Genomic DNA, 13800 nt, shown 5'->3' with positions numbered 1-13800 from the left:
ATGAATAGCTGTTTTCATATAGATTATTTTTTCCAAAATTGCCTTTTGTGTGTCTCGCATTCTCACAAACCAATTCGGCTAGCACAACGTAACTCTATCTGATGTCGTTGAAGGGCTGGAGAAAATTCGCCGAAGTATGTTGAGTAAATATTACATCGAATCGTTTGACACGGCGAATGCCGATCCCAAGCTCGCGCATCTGTTTGATGCACCTCGTATGGAAAAACTACCTGGTCAAGAGACGTTTGATGTTCGCCTTCTAGCTTCAATTGTGCGCAAGATGAAAACTTGGGAACTCTCTTCCCGGAGCGGAATGGTGTTCCACCATTCCAGCGCGCGGGAGGCGAGTCTGGACGCCCATTTTGTGCAGGAAGGAAGTGCCAAATTTGGCTTGAACGGTAGTGAAAGAGAAATTCCGGCTGGATATGCATGGCTAAGAAGCCACGATGCCAAAATCAGGATCGAAATGTCGCCGGGCACGCGGATTGTTTCTGTCTCGATACCGCGGGCCCGCTACTCTGCTTTTGTCTCCACAGCCGGTGGCGAACCGGATGAAAGACTTTCGTCTCTTGAAGCCAAGGCTTCCGTCAAGGATTGCGGCTTAACGGTAGTAGAACAGATGGTTCTCGCCATGATTGGGCAGAGCCCGGAAACCCATCCCCTGGAGAAAGCGCAACCTGCAGCGTTGCTTTTGAAGGAAGCAATCATCACAGCACTTATCGAATATTGGCCTGTCGCTTCGACAGGCCTTCCGACAATGGGTCATAGGCGCAAAACCCGTCGGGCCATCCTCTGGCTGCAAGAGCACATAGCAGAGGAGTTTACCATAGAAGATTTGGCCAAACAGGCCGGCGCGAGCATTCGGGCATTGCAGCTCGCATTCCGGGAGGAACTGGGCATGAGCCCAGCAAGTTATGTTCAGAGGCTCCGGCTTCAAAAGATCCACACCGACCTTCTTGACCCAACCAATAATGAAAGCGTTGCTGAAGTCGCCAGAAAATGGGGGTTCGGTCATCTCGGATATTTCGCAGCGCGATATCGCGTCCTTTACGGCGAAGCGCCATCGGAAACCCGCAAGAAGCGGTTGTAACCACCCGATTTTTCGCGCTGCAGTATCACGAATACGCAGTACACTCACTTTCGCGCATAAGTTTTGTTCGCCCGCCGCTCAGGTGCAAAAACTTAACGCACCGTTAAGGTTTATAAACCCTAAATAGCTTCATCCATGGGCTTCCTGTGTGGAAGCTTCACTGCATGATGCGGTTTTCCCAAATTTAATTTTGCCTACGCGCCGACCGACTTCGATGAAGTAGGAGGAAAACAATGATCGTCTTTTCAGTCGATGACAGCAGCTCCGTTCTTTCTTTCCTGAAGCTAGCGCTCAGCGAAATCAAGGATGCATCGGTTCGAACATTCTTGAAGCCATGCGAAGCGCTGGAATGCCTGCGCAAGGAGCCTGCCGATCTGCTGATTGTCGATTACGCAATGCCTGACATGAACGGTATCGAGCTCATAAAAGCGGTGAGAGCGAACGCTAACGTTGCGAGTATACCGATCATCATGCTGACCTCTGAAACCGACAGTGCGGTCAAGATGGCGGCGATGGAAGCGGGCGCGACAGAATTCCTGCAGAAGCCGATCGACAAGCTTGAACTGATCATTCGGGTGCGCAATTTCATGGGGCTTTGGCGCGCGGAGCGCAAACTTGCCAAACGCGCAATGCGCCTTGAGCGGGATATGGAAGCCGCCAGCAATCGCATCGCCAAGCAGGAAGAGGAAATCATCTGGCGCCTGTCCAGGGCGATGGCCTGCCGCGATGGCGAAACCGCCGAACATGTCTCCCGTGTGGCGCTGGTTTCAAAGCTGATCGCTGAGGAATTGGGGCTGGATGATGAAGCTGTCCGCACGATCTATATGGCAAGCCCCCTGCACGATGTCGGCAAGATTGGCATTCCAGACGCTATCCTCCTCAAGCCGGGTCGGCTGACGGAGGAAGAGTTTGCATCAATGCGTCAGCACTCGGCTTTCGGTGCGGAAGTGCTGGAGGGCAGCTCCTCAGAAGTGATTCAGACGGCGGCCATTATTGCAGAAAGCCATCACGAGAAGTGGGATGGCAGCGGGTACCCCAAAGGTCTCAGCAAGGATGAAATTCCAATCGAAGGGCGCATTGTTGCCGTCGCCGACGTGTTTGACGCGCTCTGCTCCGAGCGGCCCTACAAGCCCGCCTGGAAGATTGAGAAAGCCTTTCAGGAAATCATGCGATGCAGCGGCACGCATTTCGACCCGGCCTGTGTCGCGGCATTTTGCCGTGGCTGGCAACAGGTTGCAGAGATCTATTCGGCCGAGAGCGGCGAACTTCAGAGCGTTTTGCACCCGTCATTTTCGGCACAGTTTTCTTCAAGGAACGAGGACGTCGCATGAGCGAGCAACGTGAAACTCTGCGTCTCGAAGGCGCACTGACAATTAAGACAATTAGTGACGTGAAGGACAGGATCGTCGCCTCCCTGGACGCTGCAGATGCGCGTGGCGTTCCGCTGCAGATCGAGATTGATGAGGACGCCGATTGCGACCTGACAATGCCGCAATTGCTGCTTTCCGCTTTGAAAACAGCACAGGCCAAAGGTGTTGAACTGGTGGTGAATGCTCCGAAAGAGGGTGCATTTCCCGCAACATTGCAGCGCGGCGGCTTCTTGGCCGCTGGCGCGAAAAACAGGGAATTCTGGGCAAACGGAGTAGAGCAATGAGCGCAAACATTTTGACGGTAGACGATTCTGCAAGCATCCGGCTGACCACGCGAATGGCTTTGACAGGCGCGGGATACAACGTGACGGAAGCCGTGGATGGCGCTGATGGCCTTGAGAAGATGAAGGCCGGCAGCTTCGATCTTATCGTGACAGACCTCAACATGCCGAACATGGACGGGCTGACGATGATCCGCAGCCTGCGCCAGCTTCCCGCCTATATGGGAACGCCGGTTGTGTTTCTGACCACCGAATCCGACGGTGAACTCAAACAGCAGGCCAAGGCGGCAGGGGCCACCGGCTGGCTGACGAAACCATTCGAGCCGGACAATCTCATTAAGATTGTGCGCAAGGTTCTCGGCCGATGAACAACATAGATCCCATTGCCGTCTTTAAGACCGAAGCTGCCGAGCAGCTGGAAGTGATTGAGGCGGGTCTTCTGGACCTGACAAGCGATCTCGACGACCGCGCTCAAATCGACGCCGTCTTCCGCGGGCTTCACACATTGAAAGGGTCGGGCTCCATGTTCGGCTTCGATCAACTGGCCGCCTTCACGCATCATTGCGAAACTGCGTTTGACCGGGTTCGCAAAGGAGAAGCGCCCGCAACCATTGAGCTGATCAGCGCCGTTCTTGATGCGCAAGGCCATATGCAGGCTTTGCTCGAAACGCCGAATGGCGATCACGAAGCGATGAGCCGCAAGCTTCTGGAAAACCTGCAGCGCGCCGTGGGAGGAGCGGCTTCGGCGGTTCCTGCCGCTGCTCCGGCGGGCGTCGTCGCAGTCGCGTCAAAGGCCGCCGAGCAAAACACAAAACGTTCCTGGCAGTTGAAATTCAGCTTGCCGGCCAATTCGATGATCAACGGCACCAACCCGCTGGGTTTGCTTGACGAATTGCGGGATCTTGGCGAATGCGAAATTACCGCGGAAACCCAGGACATTCCGTCTATCGACGATCTCGATCCGCGGGAGATCCATGTCCATTGGACAGTGTCGCTCGTCACCGAAGCGCCCGAAAGCGAAATTGAGGATGTCTTCATCTTTGTCATGGACGAAATGAAGATGGAATTGAAGGAGGTAGGGTCTTCGCCAGCGCAGACGGTGGAGGCGGAGAAGCCTGCCATCGTGGGCGTAGCACAGACCCCGAACAATGCAGCCCAGCCCGCCGAAAGCGACAAGAGCCTGCCTGAGGCAAAAGCCCAAAGGCAGAACGACAATGTCCGCGTCCCGGCTTTGCGCCTTGATGAAATGATGGATCGGGTCGGCGAACTCGTGATCGCCCAGTCGCGGCTCAGCCAAATGGCGGGTTCAGCCGCCGACCTCGGCCTTCGTTCTGTCTCAGAAGAAATCGAGCGCCTTTCGGGCGAGCTGCGCGACACAATGATGGTTCTGCGCATGATGCCGGTAGCGAGCCTCTTCAGCCGCTTCCGTCGATTGGTTCACGATCTGGCCAGGGAAACCGGCAAGGATATTGAATTGATCACCGAGGGGGAAACGACCGAAGTGGACAAGACGGTGATCGACCGGCTGGCCGATCCCTTGATCCATCTTGTTCGTAATTCCATCGACCATGGCCTTGAAAATCCGCAGGACCGGATCGCCGCCGGCAAGCCGCCGACAGGGCGTGTCCACCTATCCGCGCATCAGACCGGCAGCGAAGTGGTCATTACTATTCGCGATGACGGCCGCGGTATCAATCGCGACAGGGTGCGCGCTAAAGCCGAAGCCAATGGTCTGATCCAGCCCGATCAGCAACTTTCCGATCAGGAATTGCTTCAACTGATCTTCCAGCCCGGCTTCTCCACAGCGGAGAAGGTCACGAACCTTTCAGGTCGCGGCGTCGGCATGGACGTGGTCAAGAAAACCATCGAAGCGTTGCGCGGTGCAATCGACGTTAAGTCCAATATCGGCGAGGGGTCGGAAATCGCTCTGAGAATTCCGCTGACACTGGCCATTATCGATGGACTTCTGGTCCGGGTCGGCAGCGGCAATTACGTCATTCCGCTCAGCGCTGTTGAGGAATGCCTTGAATTGAGTGTCGAAGAAGACCTGCGCTCGCGCGGTCGCAGCTTCATATCGCTTCGCGATCACCTGGTTCCCTTCATCCGGCTGCGGGAGTTGTTCAACACCGGAACAGAGCCTGAAGTGTTTCAGAAAGTGGTCGTCATTTCGACAGGCGCCGAACGGGTCGGTCTGGTGGTCGACCAGATCATTGGCGACCACCAGACTGTGATCAAATCCATGTCGAAGCTCCACAGCAACGTGGCGTCTTTCTCGGGGGCAACCATCCTCGGCGACGGCAATGTGGCGCTTATTCTTGACGTCGCGCATCTAGTGGCCGCCGGCCAGCATCAGGAAGCGCAAATGAGGGCAGCAGGATGACTGACAACATCAGCAAGACAGATCACAAAGGCTTTTGGAAAGGTGGTGAGGACCTCTCTGTTCTCACATTCAGCCTCAATGGCGAAATCTTTGCCATTGAAGCTACGGTGGTCCAGGAAATTCTGGATCTCCTTCCGGAAACCAATGTCCCGGGCAGCCTGCCCTTTGTTGGTAGCGTCATCAATTTCAGGGGCAAGGTCATTCCACTCGCCGATATTCGCCTGGCCTTCGGCATGGAGGCTTCGAATGTCACGATCGACAGCCGCATCATCGTCACCGAGCTTGAAATAGACGGTGAGCAAACGCTGATCGGCATTCGTACCGACAGGGTTTATGAAGTGACCCGGCTTTCGGTCAATGCCAGCGAGCCACCGCCTATCGTGGGGATGCGGTGGCGTCCTGACTATATTCACGCCCTAGTTAAGAGGGATGGCGAATTTATCATTGTTCCCAATCTGTTGGCGATATTTTCGTCACGCAATGAGAACGCGGTCAAAGCTTCGGCTTGACGTTGCATTATTAAGGGGATTCCAAGATGCGGTTCACTATTAAACTGAAATTATTACTGGCTTTCGGCTTCGTCATTTTGATGCTCGTCGGGACGGCACTTTACAACGTCATGAGTCTTTCGGCGGTCAATGGACATTGGTCCGAGGCGGTAAACGGGCCAGCCAAGCGACTGAGCCTTGCTCAGGACCTGAACATTGCGCAGTTGCAGCAAATTCGCCAGCAGAAAAATATGCTGAATGCGAACTCAAACTCGGAACTTGAAGGCTATATCGCCGCAAGCGACAAGGAACGTGCAGCGTTTGACCAAAGTTTCAACCTGGTCCTTTCCAAGGCCACCGAAAAGGGAATGGTCCTGTGGAATCAATTGAAGGAACTCACGGCAAACTTCCGCCGCGACGACGACCAGATACGCGAAGCACTCAAGAGCGGAGATACCGCCCGGGCCATGCGCGTTTCGGCGACCACTGCCCGCGAATCGGCGTCAAAAATCGATGCGTTGCTTGAGGAGGTCTTTGCCCTGGAACGCGAGCGCCTGAAAGAAGCGGATGAGAACGCGACGACACAGTATAACACCATTCGCACCATCGTTATCAGCGTTTCGAGCGTGGTTTCCATCGCCGCACTCATTGCCGCAATTGCGATCATTATCTCCATCAACAAGGGCATCGCACGTGCCGTGACGACGGTCCAGACGGTCGCCGCCGGTGATTTGACAAAACTGGCCGAAATCAAAACCAAAGACGAAATCGGCGATATGCTTGCCAATGTCAATTCCATGGTGGAACGTCTGCGCGGTGTGGTTGGCGATGCACTTGCTGCCTCCGACAACGTATCTTCGGGCAGCCAGCAGCTTTCTTCTGGCGCGGAACAATTGTCCCAAGGCGCAACGGAACAGGCCTCTTCTGCTGAAGAAGCATCCGCTTCCATGGAAGAAATGGCCGCGAACATCAAGCAGAACGCGGACAATGCGGCCCAGACGGAAAAAATCGCCCGTCAGTCGGCCAAGGACGCTGAGCTTTCCGGCGATGCTGTAACCAAAGCCGTTACCGCCATGAAGACAATCGCTGAAAAGATTTCCATCGTTCAGGAAATTGCCCGTCAGACCGATCTTCTGGCCCTCAACGCGGCTGTGGAAGCAGCGCGCGCGGGTGAGCATGGCAAGGGCTTTGCCGTCGTTGCCTCTGAAGTCCGCAAGCTTGCCGAACGGTCTCAGGCGGCGGCTGCCGAAATCTCCGGCCTCTCGGGTGAAACTGTCTCGGTTGCCACCGACGCCGGCGAAATGCTTTCCAAGCTGGTCCCGGACATCCGCAAGACCGCGGAACTGATTGCCGAAATCTCGGCCGCCTGCCGCGAACAGGATATCGGTGCGTCCCAGATCAACGAGGCCATCCAACAGCTCGACAAGGTCACCCAGCAAAATGCCGGGGCATCTGAAGAAATGTCGGCGACATCGGAAGAGCTGGCGGCTCAAGCAGAAGAACTGCAGGCCTCCATCTCCTTCTTCAAGGTCGACAATACTGGCGGTTCGGGTGGTCAGTCTGCGGCTCGCAAGCCTGCAGCTCAGTCGAAGCCAGTTACGGCGCCCAAGGCTTCAGCTCCCCAACGGGGTCAAAGCGTAAGCGCCCAACAGGCCCGCGTAAAGGGATTTGCCCTCGACATGTCGATGGGCGGCCCGGATGCTGACGACAACGACTTCCGCGAAAGCGCTTAACCCGCGCTTTCTTTCAAGACTGCGGCGCCATTCTGGCGCCGTGGCAAGGCTGGTGAATGGATCGCTGGCTGGAGAGAAGCTTGAGACTTTCTCTCAAAAAAATGTGGATCGAAAAAACTGCAACGCCACGTCGAAACGGCAGCCGTTCACCCCTTCTCTTTAGGAAGTGCCTCAATGATAAATAATCTATCCATACCAAAGAAGCTAATGCTCTTTCTCGGACTCATCATTCTCGCCTCGCTTGCTATAAACACTGTGGTTTTCCTCAAGTCCAATGAAGTCAAGCAGACAACGCATTGGAACGAACATACAATGAAGGTGATCAGCGCGGCGGATGGTATCGTTTCGAGCATGGTCAACCAGGAAACCGGGTTCCGCGGGTATCTCCTCTCTGGCAAGGACGAGTTTCTCAAGCCTTACAAGTCCGGTTGGGTTTCATTCAACACGTTCTGGAACGAAGCCAAGACGCTGACGTCGGACAATCCGGCTCAACAGCAGCGGCTTGATGAGATCAAAAACATGGCGGAGACCTGGCATAATTCGGTTGCCGAGCGCGCGATCGCCCTGATGGCCAACCCGGCGACTTTAGAGCAGGCACGCAGGATCGAAATCTCCGGTGCCGGTAAGCAATCCATGGACGGATTGCGCAAGAAGGTTGCGGAAGTCATCGACACTGAGAAAGGCTTGCTTGCAACGCGTCAGGCGGCTCAGGAAGACGCACTCAATCTGATGACAACGGTTATCATTGCTGGCCTGCTGATCAGCCTCGGCATTTCCGTCGTCATCGGCTTCGTGATGACCAAAACTATCGCCAAGCCGATCGGTACCGTTAACCAGGCTCTGGCCAAGCTGGCCACACCACTTGAAACCGGGCGTCAGGACGAAGTGGGGCAAATGCAGGGTGCCTCACAGGCTGTAGAAGCGGCATTCCGTGATATTTCTTCGGTTCTGAAGGCTGTTTCCGTTGGCGATCTCAGTCAGAAGCTTGAGCGCGATTACGGTGCCTTGAGCAGCGAAGTGGCTGGCAACCTCACAGACATGGTCAACAATCTGCGCAGCACTGCAACGATTGCAGATCAGATCTCCGGTGGCGATCTCACAGTGAGCCCGAAACCTCTCTCTGAAAAGGATATCCTGGGCAAGTCGTTGGAAACCATGGTTGAGCGCCTGCGTGGCGTTGTTGCTGATGCGCTTGCTGCATCCGAAAACGTGTCTTCCGGCAGCCAGCAGCTTTCTTCCGGCTCCGAACAGTTGTCGCAGGGTGCAACAGAACAGGCCTCTTCTGCTGAAGAAGCATCCGCTTCGATGGAAGAAATGGCTGCCAATATCAAGCAGAATGCAGATAATGCTGCACAGACTGAAAAGATTGCCCGCCAGTCTGCTCGCGATGCGGAAATGTCCGGCGAAGCGGTGACCAAGGCGGTTGGGGCCATGAAAACGATTGCGGAAAAGATTTCCATTGTTCAGGAAATTGCCCGCCAGACCGACCTTCTTGCGCTCAACGCGGCAGTTGAAGCAGCCCGTGCGGGCGAACATGGCAAGGGCTTTGCCGTGGTTGCCTCTGAAGTTCGCAAACTTGCCGAACGGTCTCAGGCTGCTGCCGCCGAAATCTCCGGCCTTTCCGGTGAGACGGTTGCCGTTGCTACCGATGCTGGCGAGATGCTTTCCAAACTGGTTCCGGATATTCGCAAGACAGCGGAGCTGGTTGCTGAAATCTCGGCCGCCTGCCGCGAACAGGATATCGGTGCTTCCCAGATCAACGAAGCAATCCAGCAGCTTGACAAAGTGACCCAGCAAAATGCCGGGGCCTCGGAAGAAATGTCGTCAACCTCGGAAGAACTGGCCTCTCAGGCTGAAGAGCTGCAGGCATCCATTGCCTTCTTCAAGGTGGATAGTGCCGGCGGTTTGAGCCAGCGGACAGTGCGCAAACCTGCCGTCCAAACCAAGCCAAGCGCGGCGGGCATGTCCACGAGAGCGCCATCAACCAAAATGGGTCAGAGCGTGAGCGCTCAGCAGGCCCTTGCAAAGGGGTTCGCGCTCGACATGTCGATGGGTGGTCCTGACGCTGACGACTCGGATTTCAAGGAGACTGCATGATGGCTGTTACAGCATCTGAAGGACAATACGTCACATTCAGCCTGGAAGACGAATGCTTTGCCGTTCCGGTTGAAGTGGTTCGGGAAATCCTGGATCATGAGGATGCCTTCCGCATACCGCATGGACCGGAATACCTTCTCGGCCTCAGGGATGTTCGTGGTCAGGGCGTCCCTGTCATCGATCTGCGCCTGCGTCTTGGCATGTCCAAGACGCAGAAGACCCTGCACACCCGAATCCTGGTGATTGATGTACAGATCTCCGGCAGGGCTCTCACCTTGGGCCTTGTCGCGGACAGGGTCTATGAAGTTGCCTCTTTCCGTTCCGATGCGATCGAAAGCGCCCCCGACATCGGGGTTCGCTGGCCGTCTGACTACATCGCGGGCGTTGTTCGGCGCGAAAAGGACTTTGTTGTGATCGTTGACCTGGCGAAGTTGTTTTCCGATTCCGAAGCCCGTTCGCTTGGGTCTTTTGGAGAACTGCAAGCCAAAGCGGTATGAGCGTAGGAGCGAGTTTGAGCACGAGCATGAATGCAGCAGCCAGTTTTGATAGGTCTTTAGAGCCGGGTCTCTCGCAGCGAGCCGTTTCCGGTCTAAGCCCGCGCAACTTCAATTTGCTTGCCCGCTATATTTACGATTACAGCGGCATCAAAATGCCCGAAAGCAAACGAACGATGCTGGAAGGCAGACTCAGGCGCCGGTTGCGTCCCGCCGGCTTTGAAGACCTCAACCACTACTGTGATTTCCTGTTCAAACAGGGCGGGCTGGAAACCGAGGCAATACATCTCATCGACGCGGTCACGACCAACAAAACGGATTTTTTCCGTGAGCCCAAGCATTTCGAGCATATGATCGCCTCCGCGCTACCGACATTGAAATCGGCAGGCTATCAGCGGCTGCGTATCTGGAGTTCGGCCTGTTCGACCGGAGCCGAGCCCTACACGCTCGCCATGGTGATGGAAGACTACATCGCCGCCAATGGCAAGCTCGATTACGCGATTTTGGCAACCGATCTTTCGACCGATGTTTTGAAAATTGCGCAGCGCGGTATTTACCCCGCAGAAATGTTGCGCCCGGTCAGCGGCGAGCAGCGAAAAAGGTATGTCATGGAGGCACGCAACATCGACCGTGGTGAAGTGCGTATCCATCCGCATTTGAGGTCCAGGATCGGCTTTGCACGCATGAATCTTATGGACAGCAGTTATAATGTTGGCGATCCCATGCACGTCATCTTCTGCCGCAATGTCCTCATCTATTTCGACAAACCGACACAGGAGCGGGTCCTGACGCGACTCTGCGATAATCTGATCCCCGGCGGTTATCTCTACGTGGGCCACTCTGAAACCATCACGGGGTTTGCATTGCCGGTCAAGCAGGTGGCAAACACGGTATTTAGAAAGATCTGACGATGTTGAAGGGTCGGAAAATCCGCGTTCTTGTCGTTGATGATTCTGCAAGTGTCCGCCAGGCCTTGACGCAGGTGCTGGAGGCCGATGGCGAGATTGAGGTCATGGGTGTTGCCTCTGACCCTTTCATGGCCGCCAAGAAAATCCAGGAGTCGATTCCTGATGTCATCACCCTGGATGTGGAAATGCCAAAGATGGATGGCATCACATTTCTGCGCAAGTTGATGTCGCAACATCCGATCCCTGTGGTGATGTGCTCGTCGCTGACGGAAGCCGGATCGGAAACGCTGATGCAGGCGCTGGAAGCCGGCGCGGTTGATGTGATTTTGAAACCCAAAATCGCCGCAGCCGACCATTTGGCAGAAAGTGGTGCACTGATCAGGGAAGCCGTCAAGGGGGCAGCTTCTGCGCGCTTGGGTGCGCGCCGGCGGCTTGAGCCTGCCTCTGGTAAAATACAGGCCAAACTGACCGCAGACGCGGTATTGCCGCCGCCGTCGGCGCGCGCGATGGCCAAGACCACGGAGATGGTCGTTTGCGTGGGAGCCTCCACAGGCGGCACGGAGGCGCTGCGCGAGTTTCTGATCGCTCTTCCAGCCAACACCCCAGGGATCGTTATCGTTCAGCACATGCCGGAAAAGTTCACAGCAGCTTTTGCCAATCGATTGAACGGACTGTGCGAGGTGGAGGTCAAGGAAGCAGAACACGGAGATCCTGTTCTGCGCGGACATGTTCTGATCGCGCCGGGCGGCAGGCACACATTGCTGGAACGCCAGGGCGCACGTTATGTCGTGGCGGTCAAGGACGGGCCTTTGGTCTCCCGCCACAGACCTTCAGTCGATGTGCTGTTTCGCTCTGCGGCGCGCTCTGCCGGTAGCAACGCCATGGGCGTTATCATGACCGGAATGGGCGACGATGGTGCGCGCGGCATGAAAGAGATGCATGAGGTTGGGGCCTTTACCGTCGCCCAGGACGAGGCCACCTCTGTCGTCTTCGGTATGCCGAAGGAGGCGATCGCCCACGGTGGCGTCGACCGCATTGTGCCCCTGGAGCAAATCGCACGCGAAGTGCTGGCTGCGGACCGCCGTCATTTGGGGTGAATGCAGGCCGGATACCACCTGTTAATCACGATAAGAAGAAGCTTCTGGCCTTTTAATAAATGTTTCCGGATTTCGTCTTTGATAGCGGCAATAACGGAGAAAATAGGTATCCAGTATGAAAACCACGGCTAAGATGGAACTATCTGGTTTCGGCTCCAATGGGCCAGCCAATGACATTGCTGGAAACCTAGAGCATGCCCGGGCGCAAATCGAGCAGCGTTTCCTGGAGGGCGGCACACTTCTGGTGTCGGTCCTCGATGTCTTCACGCAGCTGACGCAGACGTTGGAAAAGGTCACCGGCGCGCTGAAGGAAGAAGAGGCCAAGGAAGCGACCTCGGAACTGAAGCTGACGGCGGGGCTGATCGCGAGCCTTCCCGAAGCTCAGGCGTTGCGAGACCGCAGGCTGGAGGCAATCGGAGCGGAAGGCTGCGCCCTTTCAGGCCATATTGCGGATATGGAAGAAACGCTGCGCTATTTGAGAACATTTGCGACAACAGCCAAGATCACTGGCGCAAATATTCCGGATTTTGCCGGTTTTGCTGTTGAAATCATCGAGCGCATTCAATTTGCGACGCGTGAGGTTGCTTCGCTGTCAAGTCAGATTGGCGAGTTGCACGGCATGATCGCCCTGGCCTCTAAAGCGGGCGGTGAGAAAATGCAGCAGCATGCTGACGGCATTCCTGCAATCGTCGCAGACCTTTCAGCAAATGCCGAGGCGATCGAGGTGCAGCGGGCTGCTCTGGCAAAGGTTGCAACCAAGATCGGCGACATGGCCCAGAAGGTTCAAGGCCGTCTGGCAAGCAGCCTATCGTCACTGCAGATCGGCGATGTAACCCGCCAGCGTATTGAACATTGCCAGACTGCATTTTCCATCGCGCAAAGCCATATGGCCGCCGAGCAGGTGCCGCTTTCAAACGATGAAAGAAATGTACTGATGGGTTCGGTGGAAACGCTGGTCCATGAACAGCTCAAAGAGCTGGCTGGGGACTTTGGACGTGAATGCAGCAAGATTGTCAGCAACATTCAGGCCTTTTTTGCCGATGCCGCTTCACTGGTAGAGCTTCACGAAACCATGTTGCCACAGAGAACACAAAACGAAGCCTCCCCCTTGAGAGCCGTTCAGTCCGGGCTTGAAAATGCCCGACGCGCGGTTGGTGAAGTGGAAAAATCGGCAACGGAAGCCATTCAACTGAGCCAGTCCGCCAGCCGGATTGTTGATGCCCTGGTGCAGAGGATCGAGACGATCCAGCTTGTGCGAACCGATATTCAATATATGGCGCTCAACACGAATCTGCGGTGCGGGCGGCTTGGCGAAGAAGGGCGTGCCATCAATGTTGTGACAAGCGAATTGCGCACATTCTCCGGCAAGCTGGATGAGACCGGCGAACTTACGCTTGGTCACTTGCACAAACTTAATCAAATGGCATCAGAAATGCGCGATAGTGGCGGCGAAGGTTCAGATGATCTCGCCAACCATATCGATATCGCTCTCGTCCACGTGATGAAAGCCGCCGATTCACTGGAAACACAAATGTCCGCGCTGCGCGAAAGCGGGCAGAATGTTGCAAACTGCATCGCAAATGCTGAGTCCGGGCTTAATTTCCATCAATCCATTCAGGATATTATCGCTGACTGCGCAGAAAGCACATCCTCTGCAAAGGCCGCTCACACAGAGATGACAGGCCGAGAGGCCCTCATTTCTGCCATCTCCACGGATATCTACAAGACGTATACGATGAAGTCTGAGCGTGACGTACATTCCCGCATTTTCAGCCAGGTCACGGAAGCGCCTGCCGAGACAGTGGCTGCCAAGGATGAGACTGACGACGAGGATCTTTTCGACGACGCTCTCTTCTGACCAG

The 13800-nt window shown here is 55.5% G+C and carries 11 protein-coding genes and 2 pseudogenes; all 13 read left to right on the top strand.

The annotated features are described in order from the left end of the window. Positions 1 to 136 precede the first annotated feature (136 nt). The 13 genes and pseudogenes from NHF56_RS20550 (at position 137) to NHF56_RS20495 (ending at position 13796) form a co-directional block, all read left to right on the top strand. Positions 137 to 1090 carry a helix-turn-helix domain-containing protein gene (locus tag NHF56_RS20550; RefSeq protein WP_252808134.1) on the top strand — a complete coding sequence of 318 codons (954 nt, stop codon included), beginning with the start codon at positions 137 to 139 and terminating at the stop codon, positions 1088 to 1090. A 233-nt stretch (positions 1091 to 1323) separates the two neighbouring features. After that, on the top strand, positions 1324 to 2421 hold the full coding sequence (locus NHF56_RS20545) for an HD domain-containing phosphohydrolase (RefSeq protein WP_252808132.1): 1098 nt from the start codon (positions 1324 to 1326) through the stop codon (positions 2419 to 2421). Beyond that, complete coding sequence (locus NHF56_RS20540) at positions 2418 to 2744, top strand: hypothetical protein (RefSeq protein WP_252808130.1); 327 nt, start codon at positions 2418 to 2420, stop codon at positions 2742 to 2744. The genes NHF56_RS20545 and NHF56_RS20540 overlap by 4 nt, the downstream gene beginning before the upstream one ends. After that, positions 2741 to 3109 (top strand): response regulator, encoded by a 369-nt coding sequence (locus tag NHF56_RS20535; protein WP_252808129.1) that lies wholly within the window; start codon positions 2741 to 2743, stop codon positions 3107 to 3109. Before NHF56_RS20540 ends, NHF56_RS20535 begins: the two co-directional genes overlap by 4 nt. Then, the gene (locus NHF56_RS20530; RefSeq protein ID WP_252808127.1) at positions 3106 to 5121 is read left to right on the top strand and encodes a chemotaxis protein CheA; all 2016 of its coding nucleotides are present in this window, start codon (positions 3106 to 3108) and stop codon (positions 5119 to 5121) included. Before NHF56_RS20535 ends, NHF56_RS20530 begins: the two co-directional genes overlap by 4 nt. After that, positions 5118 to 5630 (top strand): chemotaxis protein CheW, encoded by a 513-nt coding sequence (locus NHF56_RS20525; RefSeq protein WP_252808125.1) that lies wholly within the window; start codon positions 5118 to 5120, stop codon positions 5628 to 5630. The genes NHF56_RS20530 and NHF56_RS20525 overlap by 4 nt, the downstream gene beginning before the upstream one ends. A 26-nt stretch (positions 5631 to 5656) precedes the next feature. Next, positions 5657 to 7342: a methyl-accepting chemotaxis protein gene (locus NHF56_RS20520; protein ID WP_252808123.1), complete on the top strand. Its 1686-nt coding sequence runs from the start codon at positions 5657 to 5659 to the stop codon at positions 7340 to 7342. A 174-nt stretch (positions 7343 to 7516) separates the two neighbouring features. Beyond that, positions 7517 to 8035 (top strand): annotated as a pseudogene (locus NHF56_RS21075) (CHASE3 domain-containing protein); the annotation flags it as partial. A 345-nt stretch (positions 8036 to 8380) separates the two neighbouring features. Next, positions 8381 to 9439: pseudogene (locus NHF56_RS21070) on the top strand (methyl-accepting chemotaxis protein); the annotation flags it as partial. Further along, the gene (locus NHF56_RS20510) at positions 9439 to 9936 is read left to right on the top strand and encodes a chemotaxis protein CheW (protein ID WP_252808224.1); all 498 of its coding nucleotides are present in this window, start codon (positions 9439 to 9441) and stop codon (positions 9934 to 9936) included. The pseudogene NHF56_RS21070 and the gene NHF56_RS20510, both read left to right, overlap by 1 nt. Positions 9937 to 9962: 26 nt before the next feature. Then, positions 9963 to 10841 carry a protein-glutamate O-methyltransferase CheR gene (locus NHF56_RS20505; RefSeq protein ID WP_373456355.1) on the top strand — a complete coding sequence of 293 codons (879 nt, stop codon included), beginning with the start codon at positions 9963 to 9965 and terminating at the stop codon, positions 10839 to 10841. Positions 10842 to 10843: 2 nt separating this feature from the next. After that, the gene (locus tag NHF56_RS20500) at positions 10844 to 11938 is read left to right on the top strand and encodes a chemotaxis response regulator protein-glutamate methylesterase (protein WP_252808116.1); all 1095 of its coding nucleotides are present in this window, start codon (positions 10844 to 10846) and stop codon (positions 11936 to 11938) included. A 115-nt stretch (positions 11939 to 12053) separates the two neighbouring features. After that, positions 12054 to 13796, top strand: coding sequence for a hypothetical protein (locus NHF56_RS20495; RefSeq protein WP_252808114.1), 1743 nt, complete (start codon positions 12054 to 12056; stop codon positions 13794 to 13796). Positions 13797 to 13800: the final 4 nt, after the last annotated feature.

The organism is Rhizobium sp. L1K21 (genome assembly GCF_024055895.1).
Lineage (GTDB): Bacteria > Pseudomonadota > Alphaproteobacteria > Rhizobiales > Rhizobiaceae > Ensifer_A.
The sequence above is the reverse complement of the archived record's forward strand: the minus strand, read 5'-3'. Positions and strand labels throughout refer to the sequence as shown.